The sequence below is a fragment of the Mesorhizobium sp. M0077 genome (assembly GCF_040322955.1).
Classification (GTDB): Bacteria; Pseudomonadota; Alphaproteobacteria; order Rhizobiales; family Rhizobiaceae; genus Mesorhizobium.
In genome coordinates this window covers 608,467-629,137 of record NZ_JAMYUL010000001.1, presented here as the reverse complement: position 1 = coordinate 629,137, position 20,671 = coordinate 608,467, and the positions used below count along the sequence as shown (strand labels likewise).

The 20,671-nt window shown below is 63.0% G+C and carries 20 protein-coding genes; 8 read left to right on the top strand and 12 right to left on the bottom strand.

The window, feature by feature from the left end; translation table 11 throughout:
• Positions 1 to 11: 11 nt before the first annotated feature.
• Together NKJ57_RS03010 and NKJ57_RS03005 are read right to left on the bottom strand one after the other, a co-directional pair.
• On the bottom strand, positions 12 to 1,001 hold the full coding sequence (locus NKJ57_RS03010; protein ID WP_023724955.1) for an ABC transporter permease: 990 nt from the start codon (positions 999 to 1,001) through the stop codon (positions 12 to 14).
• Positions 998 to 3,559: an ATP-binding cassette domain-containing protein gene (locus tag NKJ57_RS03005; protein ID WP_352510480.1), complete on the bottom strand. Its 2,562-nt coding sequence runs from the start codon at positions 3,557 to 3,559 to the stop codon at positions 998 to 1,000. The genes NKJ57_RS03010 and NKJ57_RS03005 overlap by 4 nt, the downstream gene beginning before the upstream one ends.
• Positions 3,560 to 3,801: 242 nt before the next feature.
• On the opposite strand from NKJ57_RS03005, the gene NKJ57_RS03000 reads away from it, so the two are divergent.
• The 7 genes from NKJ57_RS03000 to NKJ57_RS02970 all read left to right on the top strand — a co-directional run bounded on the left by NKJ57_RS03000 (position 3,802) and on the right by NKJ57_RS02970 (position 10,090).
• On the top strand, positions 3,802 to 5,034 hold the full coding sequence (locus NKJ57_RS03000) for an ROK family transcriptional regulator (protein ID WP_023701572.1): 1,233 nt from the start codon (positions 3,802 to 3,804) through the stop codon (positions 5,032 to 5,034).
• A 265-nt stretch (positions 5,035 to 5,299) separates the two neighbouring features.
• Positions 5,300 to 5,944 (top strand): 50S ribosomal protein L25/general stress protein Ctc, encoded by a 645-nt coding sequence (locus tag NKJ57_RS02995; protein ID WP_023686131.1) that lies wholly within the window; start codon positions 5,300 to 5,302, stop codon positions 5,942 to 5,944.
• A 21-nt stretch (positions 5,945 to 5,965) separates the two neighbouring features.
• Entirely contained in the window at positions 5,966 to 6,706 is a 741-nt protein-coding gene (pth, locus tag NKJ57_RS02990; protein ID WP_023701571.1) for an aminoacyl-tRNA hydrolase, read from the top strand.
• Between the two features lie 95 nt (positions 6,707 to 6,801).
• Positions 6,802 to 7,905 (top strand): redox-regulated ATPase YchF, encoded by a 1,104-nt coding sequence (ychF, locus tag NKJ57_RS02985; RefSeq protein WP_023701570.1) that lies wholly within the window; start codon positions 6,802 to 6,804, stop codon positions 7,903 to 7,905.
• 209 nt (positions 7,906 to 8,114) lie between these two features.
• On the top strand, positions 8,115 to 9,089 hold the full coding sequence (gene corA / locus NKJ57_RS02980) for a magnesium/cobalt transporter CorA (protein WP_023701569.1): 975 nt from the start codon (positions 8,115 to 8,117) through the stop codon (positions 9,087 to 9,089).
• A gap of 78 nt (positions 9,090 to 9,167) precedes the next feature.
• Positions 9,168 to 9,629, top strand: coding sequence for a MaoC family dehydratase (locus tag NKJ57_RS02975; RefSeq protein ID WP_023670033.1), 462 nt, complete (start codon positions 9,168 to 9,170; stop codon positions 9,627 to 9,629).
• Entirely contained in the window at positions 9,626 to 10,090 is a 465-nt protein-coding gene (locus tag NKJ57_RS02970) for a MaoC family dehydratase (protein WP_023828124.1), read from the top strand. The genes NKJ57_RS02975 and NKJ57_RS02970 overlap by 4 nt, the downstream gene beginning before the upstream one ends.
• Before the next feature lie 123 nt (positions 10,091 to 10,213).
• On the opposite strand, the gene NKJ57_RS02965 is transcribed toward NKJ57_RS02970, so the two are convergent.
• From NKJ57_RS02965 to petA, 5 genes are all read right to left on the bottom strand, one after another.
• On the bottom strand, positions 10,214 to 10,759 hold the full coding sequence (locus NKJ57_RS02965; RefSeq protein WP_013529989.1) for an adenine phosphoribosyltransferase: 546 nt from the start codon (positions 10,757 to 10,759) through the stop codon (positions 10,214 to 10,216).
• Between the two features lie 9 nt (positions 10,760 to 10,768).
• Positions 10,769 to 11,914, bottom strand: coding sequence for an alpha-hydroxy acid oxidase (locus NKJ57_RS02960; RefSeq protein WP_023686136.1), 1,146 nt, complete (start codon positions 11,912 to 11,914; stop codon positions 10,769 to 10,771).
• Positions 11,915 to 12,100: 186 nt separating this feature from the next.
• Entirely contained in the window at positions 12,101 to 12,973 is an 873-nt protein-coding gene (locus NKJ57_RS02955) for a cytochrome c1 (protein ID WP_023670029.1), read from the bottom strand.
• Between the two features lie 23 nt (positions 12,974 to 12,996).
• Positions 12,997 to 14,340: a cytochrome b gene (locus NKJ57_RS02950; RefSeq protein WP_023670028.1), complete on the bottom strand. Its 1,344-nt coding sequence runs from the start codon at positions 14,338 to 14,340 to the stop codon at positions 12,997 to 12,999.
• Positions 14,341 to 14,356: 16 nt separating this feature from the next.
• Positions 14,357 to 14,917 (bottom strand): ubiquinol-cytochrome c reductase iron-sulfur subunit, encoded by a 561-nt coding sequence (petA, locus tag NKJ57_RS02945; protein ID WP_023670027.1) that lies wholly within the window; start codon positions 14,915 to 14,917, stop codon positions 14,357 to 14,359.
• Positions 14,918 to 15,231: 314 nt separating this feature from the next.
• Between petA and NKJ57_RS02940 the strand changes: the two genes are divergently transcribed.
• The gene (locus tag NKJ57_RS02940) at positions 15,232 to 15,576 is read left to right on the top strand and encodes a cupin domain-containing protein (RefSeq protein WP_023683696.1); all 345 of its coding nucleotides are present in this window, start codon (positions 15,232 to 15,234) and stop codon (positions 15,574 to 15,576) included.
• A 20-nt stretch (positions 15,577 to 15,596) separates the two neighbouring features.
• Here the strand turns inward: NKJ57_RS02940 and NKJ57_RS02935 are convergent, their stop codons facing one another.
• Genes NKJ57_RS02935 through NKJ57_RS02915 form a run of 5 tightly spaced genes read right to left on the bottom strand, consistent with a single transcriptional unit; the run spans position 15,597 to position 20,611 of the window.
• The gene (locus tag NKJ57_RS02935) at positions 15,597 to 15,905 is read right to left on the bottom strand and encodes a DUF6665 family protein (RefSeq protein WP_023670023.1); all 309 of its coding nucleotides are present in this window, start codon (positions 15,903 to 15,905) and stop codon (positions 15,597 to 15,599) included.
• 1 nt (position 15,906) lies between these two features.
• Positions 15,907 to 16,383, bottom strand: coding sequence for a GNAT family N-acetyltransferase (locus NKJ57_RS02930; protein ID WP_023733361.1), 477 nt, complete (start codon positions 16,381 to 16,383; stop codon positions 15,907 to 15,909).
• Between the two features lie 3 nt (positions 16,384 to 16,386).
• On the bottom strand, positions 16,387 to 18,270 hold the full coding sequence (locus tag NKJ57_RS02925; protein ID WP_352510478.1) for an ABC transporter ATP-binding protein: 1,884 nt from the start codon (positions 18,268 to 18,270) through the stop codon (positions 16,387 to 16,389).
• Positions 18,271 to 18,280: 10 nt separating this feature from the next.
• Complete coding sequence (locus NKJ57_RS02920; RefSeq protein WP_352510477.1) at positions 18,281 to 20,176, bottom strand: ABC transporter ATP-binding protein; 1,896 nt, start codon at positions 20,174 to 20,176, stop codon at positions 18,281 to 18,283.
• Between the two features lie 27 nt (positions 20,177 to 20,203).
• Positions 20,204 to 20,611, bottom strand: coding sequence for a hypothetical protein (locus NKJ57_RS02915; protein ID WP_023728260.1), 408 nt, complete (start codon positions 20,609 to 20,611; stop codon positions 20,204 to 20,206).
• Between the last annotated feature and the right edge of the window lie 60 nt (positions 20,612 to 20,671).

Here is a 20,671-nt window from a genome sequence, read left to right as displayed (position 1 = left end):
GGGGCCCGAGATCACCCCTTGGTTTCGCGCAGGACGCGCGATCTTGACAGCCGCTCCTCCAGGGAGCGCCAGTAGTTGGAGACCAGCAGCGAGCCGATCAGGAGCAGGCCGATGATCATGCCTTGGGCGTCGCCGCCGATCTGGTTGAGCGCCAGCACGTTGCGGATGATGGCAATCAAGAGCAGCGCCAGCATGACGCCGGTGAGCCGCCCCTTGCCGCCAAAGACACTGACGCCGCCGAGCAGCACGATGGTGATGACGTCGAGCTCCATGCCGAGCGCATTGTTGGCGCGGGCATTGGAAAGGCGCGCGGTGTAGACGATGCCGGCGATGGCCGCGACGACACCGGAGACGACGAATAGCCTCAGCACCATCTTGCGCGTGTCGATGCCGGAATAGCGCGCCACTTCCGGACTGCCGCCGAGCGCGTAGATGCGCTTGCCGGTCGGCGTCTTCTGCAGCACCACCGCGAAGATCGGCGCCAGCAGCAGGAACGGCACGATGGTCCACGGGATTTGTGTGCCCGGCAGATTGCTGATGCCGAAATCGACAACCGCCGGCGGCAATATGTTGACCGAACCGGTGCCGAGCAGGATGTAGCCAATGCCCCGATACAGCGCCATGGTGCCGAGCGTCACCACCAGCGACTGCAACCCGAGGCCCGACACCAGATAGCCGTTGAAGGCGCCGAGCAGGCCGCCGAAGACGAGCGTCAGCGGAATGGCGGCCAGCGTCGGCACGCCAGCCTGGACAAGCAGGCCAAAAATCACGGATGTCAACGCCAGCACCGAGGCGATCGACAGGTCGATCTCGCGGGTGATGATGAGCAGCGTCATCGGCAGGATCAGCAACGCCTTTTCCGAGGCGCTTGCGGCCAATTGCGAGAGGTTGAAGCCGGAGACGAAATTCGGCACGAAGACCGCCGCATAGATAAAGACGGCGAGGCAGGCGGTCGCCAGCAGCAGATCCCAGAAGTCGATCGAGCGGATAAACTTTCTCATCTCGCCCTCGCCTGTCTTGCCTGTTCGGCACGCCGCACGATGAAGGTGTCGATGCCGATGGCAACCAGGATCACCAGGCCATAGACGCCCTGCAGCCAGAGCGGGTCGACACGCACCAGCGTCAGCCCGTTCTTGATGACCAAGAGAGTGAGCGCGCCAAGGATGATGCCGAGCAGCGTGCCCGAGCCGCCGCGGATGGCGACGCCGCCGACCACTGCCGAGGCGATCACCGTGAGTTCGAAGCCGAGCGCGACGCGGGCATCGATGGTGGCATAGCGCGATGCCCACAGCGCCCCGCACAGACCGCCGAGCAGGCCGGCCATGCCGAAGGCCAGCAGAATGCGCCGGTCGACCGGGATGCCGATCAGCCGTGCGCCGTCGGGGTTGGAGCCGGTGGCAAACAGCTCGCGCCCGGTTGCGGTGCGATAGAGCAGCACATAGCCGGCGCACAGGATGACAATAGCGATGATGACGATCAGCGGCACGCCTGCGATCTTCAGCCCGGTCATGTCGAGCCAGGCTTGCGTGACTTCGTCGGCGCTGACCTGGTCGCCCGCCGCCCAGATCGAGTTGAAACCGCGGAAGATCGACATCGAAGCCAGCGTAACGACGATGGCCGGGATCTTTCCCCAGGTAACGACAAGGCCGTTGAGCAGTCCGGCAAAGCCGCCGACCGCGCAGGCGGTGATCAGGCCGATGCCGATGTCCAATCCGGGATAGGCCTGAACCATGCTGGCCGCCATATAGGCGGAGAGGCCGATCACAGCTGCGATCGACAGGTCGATGTTGCGGGTGATCAGCACCAGCATCTGCGCCAGTGCGGCGACAATCAGCAAGGCCGCGTCCATCGACACAGCGGTGAGGTTCGCCGCGCTCACCATGCGCGGGTTGATGATGGTAACCGGGATGGCGACGGCGAGCATCGCGGCGAGCAGCCCGAACTCCCGCCGCTTCAGAAAATCGAACGGTCCTTTTGCCTTTTCCTCCCGGGCGGCGCGTTCTATCTGCGCTGCCTGGCCGGCGCGTTCATCGGTCCTGGTCGCCGCTTCCAGTACTTTTTCCTGCGTGGCTTGCCCGCGCGAAAACTCGGCAGTCTGGCGGCCTTCGCGCAGCACGACAATGCGGTCGCACATGCCGATCAGCTCGGGCATCTCTGACGAGATCAAAAGGATCGCCATGCCTTGCGCGGCAAGGTCCGCGATCATTGCATGCACTTCCGCCTTGGTGCCGACATCGATGCCTTGCGTCGGCTCGTCGAGGATGAGCACGCGCGGCTCGGTGCGCAGCCACTTGGCCAGCACCACCTTCTGCTGGTTGCCGCCGGATAACTCTTTCACCGGCTGCCCGTAGCCGGAAAAGCGCAGCTTCATGCGCTTCAGCCAGTCCGCCACCAGACCGATGGCGCGGTCGGTGCCGTAGAGACCGCGTTGTGCGGCCTTGTCGAGAACAGGTAGCACCGCATTGTCGAGGATGGAGAAATCCATCACCAGGCTCTGGCCCATGCGATCTTCCGACACATAGGCGATGCGCGCATCCATGGCGTCGCGCGCCGAGGCGAACTGCACGGGCTTGCCGTCGATCAGGATTTCGCCGGCGTCGGGCCGGTCGATACCGAACAGCACGCGCGCAATCTCGGTGCGTCCGCTGCCGACCAGGCCGCCAAGCCCCAGCACCTCGCCGGCGTGAAGCTTGAGGTCGATACCGGTAAAGCCGCCGGCGCGCGAAAGTCCCTTCCCCTCCAGCACCAGCGCGCCTGAGGCATGGCGCCGTTCGGGATAGAGGTCGGTGACTTCACGCCCGACCATCATGCTGATGGCGGCAGCACGGCCAAGCTCGGCCTTCGGCTTGACGCCGATCAGGCGCCCGTCGCGCAGCACCGCGATGCGGTCGGCGATGCGGAAGATCTCGTCCATACGGTGGCCGACGAACATCATCGCCACGCCGTGCAGCCTGAGATCGGCAACGACGGAAAACAGCCGCTCGACCTCGCGCTGCGACAGCGCCGCCGTCGGTTCGTCCATGATCAGCACGCGCGCATCCAGCGATAGCGCCCGGGCTATTTCGACCAGTTGCTGTTCTGAGGTACGCAGGGTTCCCAGCCGCGTTGCCGCCGGCACGTCGAGGCCGACGGTCGCCAGCACCTTGCGGGCGCCGGCCAGCATGGCGGCATTGTCGATGCCGCCAAAGCGGTCGCGCGGCATGTGGCCGAGATAGATGTTCTCCGCCACCGACAGATCGGGAAACAGGCCAGGATGCTGGTGCATGACCGCAATGCCGGCCGCCTGCGCGTCATGCGGCGAATGGAAGACGGCTGATTTGCCGTCAACCTCGACATGACCGCTGGTGGGAGAATGCACACCGGCCAGAAGCTTCACGCAGGTGCTCTTGCCGGCGCCGTTTTCGCCAAGCAGCGCCAGCACCTCGCCGGAGCGCAATTCGAAGGAGGCGTCCTTGAGCGCAATCGTGCCGCCGAAAGCCTTCGTCGCCTGAACCAGGGCAACAGGAACAGCCCGCACCACCGCAGCGTCGGCTTCGCTTTGTGTGCTCGAGTGCAGCACGTCTCCTCCCTGACTAGTTATTTTTTCAATTTGCTATATTAAATAGCGCAAAGGCGCAACGGCAAAATTGACTTCCATGGTTCCGACGCGCACTGTCGCCGCCAACATAGGCACCGCAGGGTGCGCTCGGCCGCAGGTGGTTTGCGGGCTTCGCGCCGGGAACGGGACATTTGGGGAGTGTGCGGGTTTTGTCAGGGAAAGGCAGCAATTCTGTCAAAGTTCGGCACTATAATGAGCGTTTCGTGCTCGACGCCATCCGTCGCCTCAAGGAAGCCTCCAAGTCCGATCTGGCGCGCGCGGCAAGCCTGACGCCGGCGGCCGTCGCTGCCATCGTCGACGGCCTGGAATCTTCCGGATTCGTAAAGCAAGTGGGAAAAAGGTTCGGGCAGCGCGGTTCGCCCTCCACGCTTTACCGGCTGACGCCGGAGCGCATCTACAGCGTCGGCATCAAGATCGGCCGGCGTGCGCTTGAAGCCGTTCTGGTCGACTTCGCCGGTGAAATCCGCGCAAGAGAGTCGCACGAATACCGCTTCCCCGATCCTGATTTGGTGCTGAAGGCCGGCAACATGGCGCTGGCCACCTTCGAAAAGCTGGTGGATGGGCTTGGCGATGCCAGCATCGTCGGCGTCGGCATTGCCTCACCCTATTTCCTCGGCGGCTGGAGCGAGGAACTCGGCTTTCCCGACGATCTCGGCAGCCGCTGGGAGGCGATCGACCTGACGACATGCTTTGCCACGCCGGCGAAGACGCCGGTGTTCGTGGAAAACGACGCCACGTCGGCGGCGCTGGCCGAACTTGTCCAGGGCGCCGGCGCCCGCTTTCGCGATTTCATGCACATCTCGATCGACACTTTTGTCGGCGGCGGCCTGGTGCAAGGCGGCAGGGTCCATACCGGGCCGCATGGCAACAGCGCTGCCCTCGGACCCTTGCCGGTCTCGCCCTCAAGCCTCGATTCGGTGGCGGCGAAGCCTGCGCGCTACCAGAGCCTGCTGCATCGCGCCTCGATCTATGTGCTGGTCAATCACCTGAGGTCGCGCGGCGTGGTGATCAATCGTGTGCGGGAACTCGATCCGTTGCCAGCCGAAGCGCGCGTGCCGCTGTTCGAATGGATCGACGATTGTGCGAGCGCGCTGGTCGAGGCGATCATCGCCATCACCTCCATCATCGACATCGAGGCCATCGTTCTCGACTCGATCCTGCCCAGGCCGATCCATCTCGAACTGCTGGCAAGGGTGCAGACCCAGTTCAACCAGGCCAGCGCAATCGGCATCGTGGCGCCGGAGATCGTGTCGGGGCAATTCGGCCCTGAGGCCTCCTCGATCGGCGCTGCCATGCTTCCGTTCTCGGCGCTGCTGGCGCCCGACAGCGGCGTGCTCATGATCGGCAAGGACCGGACGAAACTGCTGAGCGCTCTGTCCACGCTCGGTGGCGCCAAGGGAAACGGATCAAATCCGCCCACCGACCTGCCGGCCTGAGCGCAATGCGGCGCGCCCAACGCAGGCATCGGCCGCCCTTGCCCGCCATGGCTTGCACGCCTGCCCGCCTTCCGCTATAGAGCCGCCACCCGCGTAGACACCCTTGGAGGCAACGCGGCGGAAGGCTGCCTTCCCTTGTGATCCCGAACAAAGCTCCGCGTATGCGGTTTCTGGCATTCGGACATCCAGGCCTGGCGGCTTTCGACGTTTACGGTCCAGGCACACTGCCACCGCAAACGCTCCATAAAACGCGAAAGGAAATGCCATGAGCCACGATACTTACGAGCTCAAGGCCGAAGCGCGCGAACAGGTCGGTAAGGGGTCCGCCCGTGCAGTTCGCCGCAACGGTAAAGTGCCTGCAGTTATCTACGGCGACAGACAGCCTCCCCTGGCGATTGCGCTGAACTACAAGGACGTCTTCTACAAAATCCATGGCGGCGGGTTTTTGACCACGATCGCCACGATCGATGTCGACGGCAAGAAAATCCAGGTTCTGCCCAAGGATTTCCAGCTCGACCCGGTCAAGGATTTCCCGGTCCATGTCGACTTCCTGCGCATCGGCAAGGACACCGAGGTCAACGTCGACGTGCCCGTCCACTTCATCAATGAAGACAAGTCGCCCGGCATCAAACGCGGCGGCGTGCTCAACATCGTGCGTCACGAAGTCGAGTTCCACTGCCCGGCCAATGCGATCCCGGAATTCATCACCGTCGATCTCACCGGCGCCGACATTGGCGATTCGATCCACATCTCGGCGGTTACCTTGCCGGCCGGCGTCAAGCCGGTGATCTCCGATCGCGACTTCACCATCGCGACCATTGCCGGCTCCTCGGCGATGAAGCCGGAGACGGAAGAGACGGCGGAAGCGGCAGCCCCCGAAGCGGCGGCTCCTGCTGCCGAAGAGAAGTAATTTTCGGGCCCGGAGTTCACGATGCTTGTCTTTGCAGGCCTCGGCAATCCGGGCGCGAAATACGCTGATAACCGGCACAATGTCGGCTTCATGGCGGCGGACGCAATTGCCCGCCGCCATTCGTTTTCGCCCTGGTCGAAGAAGTTCCAGGGCCTGATCGCCGAAGGCACGATTGCCGGCGAAAAGATTCTTCTGATCAAGCCGCAGACCTTCATGAACCTGTCGGGACAGCCGGTCGGCGAAGCCCTGCGCTTCTACAAGCTCGGCCCCGAGGCGCTGACCGTCTTTTACGACGAGATCGACCTGCCGGCCGGCAAATTGCGGGTTAAGGTCGGCGGTGGCGCCGGCGGACACAACGGCATCCGTTCGCTCGACCAGCATGTCGGCAAGAACTTTCGCCGCGTGCGCATCGGCGTCGGCCATCCCGGCGTCCGGGAAATGGTGCAGTCCCATGTGCTCGGCGATTTCGCCAAGGCCGACCGCGAATGGCTGGACGTGCTGCTCGACACCATCGCCGACGATGCCGGGCTGCTGGCCAAGGGCGACGACAGTTCTTTCATGAACCGGGTGACGCTGGCCTTGCGCGACAAACTAACGCCAACCGGCGACGACGACCGGCCGCCGCCAAAGGCGCCGAAGGCTGAGGGCCCGAAAGCTCAAAGCCACATCCGCCAGGCACGGCCACAGCAGGCGCCGGCCAAGCTGCCGGAAAGCGGCCCGATGGCCGCCATGCTGAAGAAACTGTTCGGCAAGAAGGACTGAGCGTCGACAGGATCGGGACCGCGGGGCTTGACGTTGCTCACTCCTATCGCCCATAGCCCTCATCAAATTTCTAGTTTCCCGATAGGACCGGACACATGGGTTTCAAATGCGGCATCGTTGGCTTGCCCAACGTCGGCAAGTCGACGCTTTTCAACGCGTTGACCAGGACGGCGGCGGCGCAGGCCGCCAACTATCCGTTCTGCACCATCGAACCGAACACCGGCGAGGTGGCGGTGCCTGATCCGCGGCTGCAGAAGATCGCCGCAATCGCCAAGTCTAAGGAGATCATCCCGACCCGCATCTCCTTCGTCGACATCGCCGGCCTGGTGCGCGGCGCCTCCAAGGGCGAAGGGCTGGGCAACCAGTTCCTCGCCAACATCCGTGAGGTCGACGCCATCGTGCATGTGCTGCGCTGTTTCGAGGATGACGACATCACCCATGTCGAGGGCAAAATCGACCCTGTCGCCGACGCCGATACGGTCGAGACCGAGCTGATGCTCGCCGACCTCGACAGCCTCGAGCGCCGCATCGTGCAGATCCGCAAGCGCGCCGGCAGCAAGGACAAGGAAGCAACCACCGTGCTGCCGATGATGGAGGCAGCACTCGAGCTCCTCCAGGCCGGCAAGCCGACCCGCATCCTGCTCAACGGCATTTCAGCGGAAGACCTGCGCATCCTGCAGGGACTGAACCTCTTGACCTCGCACCCCGTGCTCTATGTATGCAACGTCGCCGAAGCCGACGCCGCCACCGGCAACGAGCACACCAAAGCCGTGGAAAAGATGGCGACCGCGCAAGGCGCCGGCACCGTGGTGATCTCGGCCGCGATCGAGGCCGAAGTCGCCCAGCTCTCCGACGAGGAAGAGATGGAGTTCCTGTCCTCGCTCGGCCTCGACGAGCCTGGCCTCAACAAGGTCATCCGCGCCGGCTACGATCTGTTGCATCTCATCACCTATTTCACCGCCGGGCCGAAGGAGACGCGCGCCTGGACGATCCACAAGGGCGACAAGGCCCCGCAGGCGGCCGGCGTCATCCACACCGATTTCGAGCGCGGCTTCATCCGCGCCCAGACCATCGCCTACAACGACTACATCACGCTAGGCGGCGAAGTGGCGGCCAAGGAAGCCGGCAAGGCGCGCGACGAAGGCAAGGAATATGTGGTCCAGGATGGCGATGTCCTGCTGTTCAAGTTCAACACCTGAGACGCCGAGGCTCTCGCGGCTCGCGCGCTGACGGCGGCCGATCACGGCTTCGTCAAGTGGAGGAGCCGGCATGCCGCTTCGCTTGACTGCCCTTGGCACCGGGTCTATGGCCGTTTGCATGCGACTTGGCCGTCCCCGTGGGAACGGCGGCGCGTGCAAGACCCATCGCTATTAAACGAAACCTTGGGCTCAACCAACGGAGACCGGCGATGATCAAGGCCTTCGTCGTCGACAATGATCGCCTGCGCCTCGCCGACGATCTCGTGGCCAATGGCGATCAGGTCGTCTGGGCCGACCTTCTCAACCCGACCAAGGAAGAAGAAACAACGATCGAGACCTGGCTCGGCGTTGCCATCCCGACGCGCGAGGAGATGGAGGAGATCGAGATTTCGAGCCGCCTCTACATCGAGGACGGCGCCTACTTCATGACCGCCACCTTGCCGGCGCAGACCGAAATCGATGATCCCTTGATGTCACCGGTTACCTTTGTGCTTGCCGGCCCGAGACTGGTCACCATCCGCTATCATGAGCCGAAGGCGTTCAAGACCTTCCCCCTGCGCGCCGAGAAGGTGGCGACAGGCTGCACCACCGGCAACACCATCCTGATCGGCCTGCTGGAGGCGATCGTCGATCGCCTAGCCGATATTCTCGAACGCGCCGGCCGTGACATCGAGACGATCTCGCGCGACATCTTCGAGGCGCGGTCGACCAAGGTGAACAAGCGCAATCGCGATTTCCAGGAACTGCTCAAGGCCATAGGCCGCAAGGAAGACATTGCCTCCTCGATCCGCGACAGCCTGATCTCGCTGCAGCGCCTCACCGGCTTCCTTGCCCACGTCGCGACCCAGATCAAGATGAGCAAGGACGTCCGCGCCCGCATCAAGACAGTATCGCGCGACGTGCTGTCGCTCGCCGACCATGCCACCTTCCTGTCGCAGAAGATCTCGTTCCTGCTCGACGCGACGCTCGGCATGATCTCGATCGAGCAGAACGCCATCATCAAGATCTTCTCGGTCGCCGCCGTCATCTTCCTGCCGCCGACGCTGGTGGCTTCGATCTACGGCATGAATTTCGACGTCATCCCGGAGCTGAAATGGGAGCTCGGCTATCCCTTCGCCATCGGCCTGATGATCCTGTCGGCGATCCTGCCGTTCTGGTATTTCCGCCGCCGCGGCTGGTTGTAGGCCCAATAGAATTCGCTTGACCAAACGCCGCCCGGACGGCATCCGGATGCCCGGTGATCGTACAACCGGATTGGGATCATGACCGCAAAAAGCTGGGCCTACGAGGATTTCACCGAGGGCGCATCGATCGACCTCGGCGCCAAGCAGGTGAGTGCGGCCGAAATCATCGAATTCGCCACCGAATTCGACCCGCAGCCGATGCATCTCGACGAAGCCGCCGGCAAGGCCAGCATCCTTGGCGGCTTGGCCGCCTCCGGCTGGCACACCTGCGCGATCTTCATGCGCATGCTGTGCGACGCCTTCCTGCTCGACTCGACCGCGCAAGGCGCGCCCGGCATCGACCAGGTCAAATGGAAGAAGCCGGTGCTGGCCGGCGACACACTGGCCGGCAGCACCAGCGTGCTTGCCAGGCGCCTGTCGAAATCCAGGCCTCAGCTCGGCCTCGTCACCTTGCGCAGCGAACTGTTCAACCAGCGCGGTGAAAGCGTCTTCGAACTTGAGAACACTGTCATGTTCTTGACCCGCGAGGCCGGCGCATGAGCCTCGACGCGTTCTTCCGCATCGGCGATACCATCAACCTCGGTTCGCACACATTCGAAACCGAGGCGATCAAGGCGTTCGCCTGCAAATACGATCCACAGGTCTTTCATGTCGACGAGGAGGCCGCAAAGAAAAGCGTGTTCGGCCGCCTCTGCGCCTCAGGCTGGCACACCGCGGCCACCTGGATGAAGCTCAATCTCAAAAATCCTATGGACGCTTCTCAATGGACCGGACCCGGCCCGGTACCAGAATTCGGCCCCTCCCCCGGCTTCAGGAACCTGAAATGGCCAAAGCCGGTCTATGCCGGAGAAACCGTCACCTTCATGCGCACGGCCCTGTCCCACCGCCCGCTCGCCACCCGCCCCGGCTGGCGGCTGCTCGCGCTGCGCTCGGAAGGATTCGATTCTACGGGCGACAAGGTGCTGGAGTTCGACAGCGCGGTGCTGGTGAAGGCTGGGTAGGGGGTAGGTTTTAGGCAGTAGGGATTAGGCAGCAGTGGGTGCTGCTCCTTGCACGGAATGCGGAGCTTCCCTCCCTACTCCCTACTCCCTACTCCCTACTCCCTACTCCCTACTCCCTACTCCCTAATGCCCCTCAAACCCGATCAACGTCCGCACCGGCACGCCCAGCGCTTCGAGCTTCGCCCGTCCGCCGAGATCCGGCAGGTCGATGACGAAGCACGCGGCAAGAATATCGGCGCCGATCTGCCTCAGCAGCTTGACCGCCGCCTCCGCCGTGCCGCCGGTCGCGATCAGGTCGTCAACCAGGATCACCTTCTCGCCCGGCGCAACGCCGTCCTTGTGCATCTCCATCTCGTCCAGCCCGTATTCCAGGCTGTAGGCGACGCGTACCGTCTCGTAAGGCAGCTTGCCCTTCTTGCGGATCGGCACGAAACCGGCCGAAAGCTGGTGCGCGACCGCACCGCCGAGGATGAAGCCGCGTGCCTCAATGCCGGCGATCTTGTCGATCTTCTGCCCGGCATAGGGATGCACCAGCTCGTCGATGGCCCGGCGGAAGGCGCGCGCATTGCCGAGCAAAGTGGTGATGTCGCGAAACAGGATGCCGGGCTTGGGGTAGTCCGGAATGGTGCGGATCGCGGCGAGCAGCGTGTCTTCGAGCGAGGATTTCATGGGTCGAGATTACCTGAAACGGAGGTTGTTGCGCGACAATTGTTCGATCGAACTGCAGCCCATCAGCTTCATGCCGCGCTCGATCTCGATCCGCATCTGCTCCAGCGCCCGCTCGACGCCCGGCTGTCCGGCCGCCGCCAGGGGGAACAGATAATAGCGGCCGACGCCAACAGCCTTGGCGCCGAGCGACAGCGCCTTCAGCACATGGGTGCCGCGCTGCACGCCGCCATCCATGATGATGTCTATTCTGTCGCCGACGGCATCGACGATCTCGGCCAGTTGGTCGAACGCCGCCCGCGAGCCGTCCAGCTGCCGGCCGCCATGGTTGGACAGCACAATGCCGCTGCAGCCGATCTCGACGGCGCGCTTGGCATCCTCCACCGACATGACGCCCTTGAGACAGAACGGACCTCCCCACAGTCTGACCATCTCGGCAACATCGTCCCAGGTCATCGACGGATCGAGCATCTCGGTGAAGTAGCGGCTGATCGACATCGTGCCGCCGCCCATGTCGACATGCTCGTCGAGCTGCGGCAGCTTGAACCCCTCATGGGTGAAATAGTTGATCGCCCAGCCCGGCTTCAGCGCGAACTGCAGCATGCCGGCAAGGTTGAGCTTGAAGGGGATGGCAAAGCCGGTGCGCTTGTCGCGCTCGCGGTTGCCTCCGGTGATGCTGTCGACGGTCAGCATCATCACTTCGACTCCAACCGCTTTCGCCCGCTGCATCATCGCCCGGTTGAGGCCGCGATCCCGGTGGAAATAGAACTGGTAGACCTGCGGGCTGCTGCTGATCTTGCGCGCTTCCTCAAGACTGACAGTGCCGAGCGAGGACACGCCGAACATCGTGCCGAATTTGGCCGAAGCCTTGGCCACCGCGCGCTCGCCTTGATGATGGAACAGCCGCTGCAAGGCGGTCGGCGAGCAATAGACGGGCATGGCCAGCTTCTGGCCCATCACCGTCACCGACATGTCGATCTCGCTTACCCCGCGCAGCACGTTGGGAACGAGGTCGCAGCGCTCGAAGCTCTCGGTGTTGCGGCGGTAGGTGACCTCGTCGTCGGCCGCGCCATCGATGTAGTTGAAGATTGGCCCCGGCAACCGCTGCTGGGCCATGCGCCGGAAATCGGAAAAGTTGTGACAGTCGCGTAGCCGCATCATCGATCCCAAATGCCCCTTTAGCCGGCGATCCGCCGGGCGCGCGTGCAATACCAATCGCATGGCGCCGTGCCAACGGACTTCTTACTGGACGGCTGCTGCGCCAAGATGCGAACCATGCCCGGTTTGGCAAGCAAAAAGGGCGTCCGAAGACGCCCTTTCCATTTCCGAGGAATAAGATGCGGCTTAGTGCGCCACGCCTTCCCACACCTTGCGCTTGGTCAGATACATCAGCGCGCCGAACAGAAGCAGAAACACCAGAACGCGGAAGCCGGTCTTCTTGCGGTCTTCCATATGCGGCTCGGCCGCCCACATCAGGAACGCCGAGACGTCGCGCGAATACTGGTCGATCGTCTGCGGCGAACCGTCATCGTAGGTGACCTGGCCGTCGGAGAGCGGCTTGGGCATCTTCAGCGACACGCCGGACATGAAGTATGGATTGTAGTGGGTGCCTTCGGGGATCACCATGCCGGCAGGTGGCGTCTCGTCGTAGCCGGTCAGCAGCGAATGGATGTAGTCCGGGCCGCCCTGCGCATATTGCGTGAAGATGTCGAAGACGAAGCGCGGGAAGCCGCGCTCGACGCCGCGCGCCTTGGCCAGCAGCGACATATCCGGTGGGGCAGCGCCGCCGTTGGAAGCGGCAGCCGCCTCCTCATTGGCGAACGGCGCCGGGAAATGGTCGGACGGCTTGCCCGGGCGGTCGAACATGTCGCCGGCATCGTTGGGTCCATCATGGATGGTGTACTCAGCCGACAGCGACTTGATCTGCGCTTCCGAATAGCCGAGGTCCTCTAGCGTGCGGAACGCCACCAAATTCATCGAGTGGCAGGCCGAGCAGACTTCCTTGTAGACCTTCAAGCCACGCTGCAGCTGCGCCTTGTCGTAGGTGCCGAACGGACCGGCAAAAGTCCAGTCCATCTCCTTCGGCTCGTGGATCGGGAAATGCGTCGGTGCCGCCGCGTTGTGCGCCTCTTCAGCGGCGATCGCCACACTGCCGACGGCTCCGATGCCAGCGGCAAACACGCCTAGCAGGGCGAGCGAGGTGAGAATCTTTTTCATGCCAAATCCCCTTAGATTCTCACTCAGCCTTTGGTTTCCGGCGCCGCGGTCGCACCGGCCGGATGTCCCCCTCCGGCACCCTTGTTCTTCTCCAGCACCGCCTCGGTGATCGAATTCGGCAGTCTGCGTGGCGTCTCGATCAGGCCAAGCACCGGCAGGATGACGAGGAAGAAGGCGAAGTAGAACAGTGTCGCCGCTTGAGCGTAGCCAACGTAGTTGCCCGAGACCTCACCTATCAGGAGGGTCAACAGACCGCCACCTTCCGCCGGCTGCGAGCCAAGCCAGCCAAGCAGGACAGCGTCGGCGACGAACAGCCAGAAGAAAAGCTTGTACCAGGGCCGGTAGACCGCCGAGCGCACCTTGGAGGTGTCGAGCCACGGCACCAGGAACAGCATGACGATGGCGCCGAACATGCACAGCACGCCGCCGAGCTTGGAGTTGATCGGCCCGATGTTGAAGGTGATCGCGCGCAGGATCGCGTAGAACGGCAGGAAGTACCATTCCGGCACGATGTGGGCCGGCGTCTTCAGCGGGTTGGCGATCGTGTAATTGTCCGGATGGCCGAGAAAGTTCGGCAGGTAGAAGACGAAATAGGCGAAGAAGAACAGGAACACGATCATGCCGAATGCATCCTTGATGGTCGCATAGGGCGTAAAGGCAACGGTGTCGGTTTTCGATTTCACCTCGATGCCGGTCGGGTTCGACTGGCCGACCACATGCAGCGCCCAGACGTGCAGCACGACGACGCCGGCAATCATGAACGGCAGCAAATAGTGCAGCGCAAAGAAGCGGTTGAGCGTCGGGTTGTCGACGGCGAAACCGCCGAGCAGCAGTTCCTGGATCCAGTTTCCGACCAGCGGAATGGCGCTGAAGAAGCCGGTGATGACGGTGGCGCCCCAGAAGCTCATCTGACCCCAGGGCAGCACATAGCCCATGAAGCCGGTCGCCATCATCAGCAGATAGATGATGCAGCCGAGGATCCACAGCAGCTCGCGCGGCGCCTTATAGGAGCCGTAATAAAGCCCGCGGAAGATGTGGATGTAGACGGCGACGAAGAAGAACGAGGCGCCGTTGGAATGCATGTAGCGCAACAGCCAGCCCGAATTGACGTCGCGCATGATCTTCTCGACCGAATTGAAGGCGAGGTTGGTGTCGGCGGTATAGTGCATGGCCAGCACGATACCGGTCAGGATCTGCGCCACCAGCATGATCGTGAGGATGCCGCCGAAGGTCCACGCATAGTTAAGGTTGCGCGGCACCGGATAAGCGATGAAGCTGTCATAGACCATGCGCGGCAGCGGCATGCGGGCGTCGAACCAGCGTTCGATACCGGTCTTGGGCGTATAGGTCGAGTGTCCCTCGCTCATCGAAATATCCCCTGCCTCAACCGATAAGGATTTTGGTATCGGAAATGAACTTGAATACCGGCACGGCCATATTTTCCGGCGCCGGGCCTTTGCGGATGCGGCCGGCGGTATCGTACACCGAACCGTGGCACGGGCAGAACCAGCCGCCGAAATCGCCTTCCTGGCCAAGCGGAATGCACCCCAGATGCGTGCAAACCTGCACCATCACCATCCAGGCTTCCTTGCCGGGCGTGGTGCGGTTGGCGTCGGTCGCCGGCGCATCGGCGGGCAGATTGGCGTTGCGGGCAATAGGATCCTTGAGGTCGGCAAGGTTCACGGCCTCGCCGTCCTTCATCTCCTGCTCGGTGCGGTTGCGCACCACGACCGGCTTGCCGCGCCATTTGACAATCAGCGACATGCCAGGCGTGAGCGAGGCGACATCAACCTCGACCGAGGCGAGCGCCAGCGTCGAGGCATCGGGGCGCATCTGGTCGATGAACGGCCAGGCAACGGCGCCTGCGCCAACGACTGCGGCCATGCCGGTGGCGACGTAGAGAAAATCACGACGGTTGGGATCCTGGGTGTCGGTTGCGCTCACGGGTGCCTGATCCTTTCGCCTCTTCCGAGCCGGCGGCCGAGCTTTGTCCCCGCTCCATCGCGCCGGCCCGACAGCGCATGGCGAACAAGCTAGCGAATTCCTCCGGCATTTGGATTTCGGTTTATGCGTGAAGCCCGTTTTTGTCCAGCGGGCTGAAGCCACAAGGGCAGATTGTCGCGGGGACAGAACAGCGCGTCAGTTGGCCAGATGCCCAAAGGTCGGCAAAGGCGGCTAAACAACAGGGAAATATCAGCAAATCCGAGGCTCCCCGCCTGTCTCGACAGGACAGGTTGCCGTGATCTAGTCTCGCCGGCATGGCACATATTATCGACCGCGAGACCTGGACCAGGACGCCCGGCCGCTGGCAGGGCGAACTGCAATGCGGCGCCTACGACTCCAACTCCTGCCTGATTTTCAACTATCAGGAAGAGATTGGCGGCGGCCCGCGCCTGCACACGCATCCCTATTGTGAAATCTTCATCATCCGGCAAGGCACCGGCCTGTTCACGATCGGCGACCAGCAGATAGAGGCCACGGCCGGCCAGATCCTGATCGTGCCGCCCGATACGCCGCACAAATTCACCAATCTTGGCCCAGGCCCGCTCGAAACGACCGACATCCACGAAAACGGCAGCTTCATCACCGAATGGCTGGAATGATTGTTGCCGGCTGGTGACCTCTAGCTTGCACCGAGCCTGACCAGCACGGCCCTTGGGATATCGTATTCGCGGATGGCCGACTCATGCCGGCGCAGGCCGCAGAGTTCACGCTGGATGAAATAGGCGTGCACCGCCGCGGCAGCCTCCTTGAGCAGCCGCGGTCGCTGCTCCTCGTCGCCGTTGTTCTGACGGAGCTTGGCCAGCGTTTCCTCGACCCGTTGGCCGGCACGGCCGAGCGCTGCGGCCTTTTCAGCCAGTATCTCATGGCCGAGGGCGTCGAACGCGGCTTCGGCAGCCGAGGCGCCTAGGGATGGCGGACGCAGTGACATCTCAGCCTCCTTTTATGTCTTGAGAGAGCATCATGCGGTGCGTGACGAATTCTTCGCTCACCACCGGCTGGAAACCAAGCCGTTCATAGAACCCAAAGGCTTCTTGTGGCGCGCGGGTGTTCAGCACGGCAAAATGCTGACGTGCCCTGTCAATGACGGTCTCGACCAGCATGCGGCCAATGCCGCTGCGGCGATGACGCGCGCTGACGAACAGGTGCCTGACCCGGCCGTGGTCCCTGCCTTCGAAATAAGGATCGATGTTCAACCCGCACACACCAGCGAGTTCTCGGCCATGCCATGCACCAAACAGCGCCTCGCCTCGTTTCAGGAACTTGTTGCGGCCGCCCGCCCAGCCATCCGCCAGCCGCACCAGCATCCAGTAGCCTTCCAGCCGGCTCTCCTCCTTCAGCGCATCGAAGGCCGGCGCGGTTGGCCGCAGCCGCTTGAGGACGTAGCCGATATCAGGCGACGCTGCCATGCCCTACTCCGCCGGCCGTGTCTCTTCCAGCACGCTTTCCTCGTGGTAGAGGAAGCCGCCGGACTGCCGCTTCCACAGCCGCGCATAGAGCCCGTCGAGCGCCACCAGCTCGTCATGCGTGCCCTGTTCGACGATGCGGCCTCCGTCCAGCACCACAAGACGGTCGAGCGCGGCGATGGTCGACAGCCGGTGCGCTATGGCGATGACCGTCTTGTTCTCCATCAGCCTGGCCAGATTCTCCTGGATCGCCGCCTCGATGTCGGAATCGAGCGCCGAGGTCGCCTCGTCGAGGATCAGGATCGGCGCATCCTTGAGGAAGACGCGGGCGATCGCGACGCGCTGGCGCTGGCCGCCCGACAGTTTCACGCCGCGCTCGCCGACAAAAGCCTCGTAGCCGGTACGGTCCCGGTTGTCGCGCAGGCCCAATATGAACTCGTGCGCCTCGGCCTTCTTCGCCGCCGCGATCACCTCGGCGTCAGTTGCATCCGGCATGCCGAGCTTGATGTTGTCGCGTAGCGAGCGGTGGAACAGCGCCGTGTCCTGGCTGACCACGCCGATATTGGCGCGCAGCGAGTTCTGCGTCACCTCGGCGACGTCTTGCCCGTCGATCAGGATTTTCCCGCTCTCGAGGTCGTAGAGGCGCAGGATGAGATTGGCTAAGGTCGTCTTGCCCGCACCGGACGGCCCGACCAGCCCGACCTTCTCGCCAGGCTTGACCACAAGGTCGATGCCATTCAGCACGCCAAAACCCTTGCCGTAGTGGAACTCGACATTCTTCACCTCGATGCGGCCGCCGGCGACGACAAGCTCTTTCGCATCCGGCGCATCGACAAGGCCAAGCGGCTGCGAGATCAGCGCCTTGGAGTTTTCCAGGACGCCGAGATTTCGCAATATGCCGTTGAGCTGCATCATCACGCGCCCGAGCAGCATGTTGAGCCGCAAGACCAGCGACAGCGTGAACGCGACGGCGCCGACGGTGATCGACCCTTCGACCCAGAGATAGACGGCAAAGCAGCCAATCGCGGTGATCATGATGCCCGACAGCGTCGTCAGCGCCATGCGCACGCCGGTCAGCCGGCGGGTGAAGGGCCGTAGTGCATCGAGATAGATGTCGAAGCCGTTCTTGATGTAGCGGTCGTCGCCGTCGGCCGAGAATAGCTTCAGCGTCTGCACGTTGGAATAGGAATCGATGATGCGCCCATTGATCATCGAGCCCGCTTCAGCCGTGGCCTCGGCATGCCTGCGGATCGAGGGCAGATAGAGCTTGGCCAGCCAGGCGAAAGCGAGAATCCAGATCACCACCAGCACGGCCAGGCGCAGATCCAGCCCGGCGACCAGCGCCAAGGTCGTCACCGTATAGATGAGCATGAACCAGATGACCTCGATGAAGCTCTCCATCAGGTCGCCGGTCGCCTGCCCCGCCTGCCAGACTTTTGTCGCGATACGGCCGGCGAAATCGTTTTGGAAGAAAGTGTAGGACTGGCGCGATACGTGCCGGTGCGCCTGCCAGCGCACCAGATTGTAGAAGCCCGGCGTAATCGTCTGTTCGTTGACCAGCGCCGACAGGCCGACGACGACGGTGCGGATGACCAGCACCACTGCGATCATGAAAACAAGCTCAGGCCCGGCGGCGGTCCACAGCGCGTGCCAGCTGCGCTCGCCAGGAAGCTGGTCGAGAATATCGACCAGCCGCCCGACGAAGTAGAAAAGCCCGGCCTCGATCAGCGGCGCGATGCCGCCGATGACAAGCATGGCGAAGAAGGCGAACTTCGCCTGGCCGACATAGTGCCAGAGGAAGCCGCCGACGCTTGACTGCGGCCGAAGGTCCGCCGGCTCCCTGAACGGATAGACCCAGTTCTCGAACCAGCGATAGACGGCTGTCATCATGCTGACGTCATCACTCTGCGGCTTCACCCTTCACGCCGATGTCGTTGGCAACAGCGTCATTGGCGGCATCGACCGGACCGTCGTCGAGCAGGAACCCGCCCGACTGGCGCTGCCAGAGCTGCGCGTAGAGCCCGCCGCTGGCGACGAGTTCCTCGTGCGACCCCTCCTCGATGACACGGCCCTTGTCGAGGACGACGAGCCTGTCCATCGCCGCGATGGTCGACAGCCGGTGCGCAATGGCGATGACGGTCTTGCCTTGCATGAGCTTGTAGAGATTCTCCTGGATGGCGGCCTCGGCTTCGGAATCCAGCGCCGACGTCGCTTCGTCAAGGATAAGTATCGGTGCGTCCTTCAACATAACGCGAGCAATGGCGATGCGTTGCCGCTGGCCGCCGGACAATTTGACGCCGCGGTCGCCGACATGAGCGTCGAGCCCTTTACGTCCGGTGTGATCCGAAAGCCTGCCGATAAACTCCAGCGCCTCGGCCCGCCCGGCTGCCTCGATAACCATTTCCTCCGTCGCATCGGGCCGCCCGTAAAGGATATTGTCGCGCACAGAACGATGCAGCAGCGAAGTGTCCTGCGTCACCATGCCGATCTGCGCGCGCAGCGAATCCTGCGTCACCGAAGCGATCTCCTGGCCGTCGATCAGGATCCGGCCGTTCTCGAGGTCGTAGAACCGCAACAGGAGATTGACCAGCGTCGACTTGCCCGCGCCCGAGCGCCCGACAATGCCGACTTTCTCGCCGGGCTTCACCGTCAGCGACAGGTTCTCGATGACGCCCTTCTGCTTGCCATAGTGGAAACGAATGTCGTCGAAGCGGATCTCGCCCTTGGTGACGGCAATGTCCTTCGCCCCCGGCCGGTCTTCGACCAGGCGCGGCAGCGAGATCGAGGCGATACCGTCTTGCACCGTGCCGATGTTCTCGAACAGGCTCGACATTTCCCACATGATCCACTGCGACATGCCCCACATACGGAGCACGAGGCCGATGACCACGGCGACGGCGCCGATCGTCACCGCCTGGCCGAGCCACAGCCACAGCGCCGTCGCCGTCACCGAAAACAGGAGCAGCGCGTTGAGGATATAGAGCAGGCCGTAAAGCACCGTCACCAGCCGCATCGACCGGTAGACCGTGTCGAGGAAGCCTGCCATGCCTTCTTTGGCGAACGTTGCTTCGCGCCGTGCATGGGAAAACAACTTGACCGTCTGGATGTTGGTGTAGCTGTCAACGACGCGGCCGGTCATAGTCGAGCGCGCATTGGCCTGCGCCTCCCCGACCTTGCCCAGCTTCGGGATGATATAGCGCAACAACCCGATATAGCCGAGCAGCCAGACGCCGAGAGGTGCCGCCAGCCGCAAGTCGGCCGAGCCGACGATGAACAGCATGCCGAGGAAATAGACGATTACGTAATTGAGCACCTCGATCACCTTGATGACGCATTCGCGCACGGCGAGTGCCGTCTGCATCAGCTTGGTGGCGATGCGGCCGGCGAATTCGTCCTGGTAGAAGCTCATCGACTGCTTCAAGAGATAACGATGCACCTGCCATCGGATGCGCATGGGGTAGTTGCCCATCAGCGTCTGCTGGTTGAGCAAAGAATGCAGCCATACTGTACCTGGCAGCGCGAACAGCACGACGAAGGCCATGCCGGCGAGCTTCCAGCTCTCGGTCTGCAGGAAGGTTTCGCGGTTCTGCCCGGACAGCCAGTCGACGATGTGGCCCATGAAGCCGAACATCCACACTTCCGCGATGGCAATCGCCGTCACCAGCACCGCGTCCAGGATGATGTATGGCCAGGCGCCGCGCGTATAATGCACGCAGAAGGCAACCAGCGTCTTCGGCGGCTCGACCGGTTCCGCTGCGGGGAACGGATCGAGCCTTCTTTCAAACCAGCTAAACATAGTGATGCTCACAAAACTTTTGTCCGCTCATGCGGCGCGGGAAAAATCCCCGGGGCGCTCCGCGTCCCCAGACCGTACGTCGGCGGGGACCGACGGCCCGGAATCACCCGGGCCATCGGTCCTGCTTCGCGCAATATAGGGACTTGCGGGCTTTTCACCGACAGAAGCCTTCGACTGAGCTGACGGCACGCCGCCGCCAGTCCGGTTTTTCGCGCCCGGCCGGATCAGCCGGATGATCCGGCGCACCAGCGACGGCCGGCTGTGGTCGGGAACCGCACGCGAGAAATCGACATCCGGCAACATGCCGCGATGCGGACGCCGGCGCATCTGGGCGTGAACCGCCGACGAATACGTCTCGCCGACCAGCAACGCCCAGGTCGCCGTCTTGCGTTCGTGCAGGCTTCTTGAACCCGGTATCTTATAGGGATCGAACATCGGTCCGTCCTCCGTGTGAAAATAGACATAAAAAGGCGAAGCAATGTCGTGCGCCGGCCT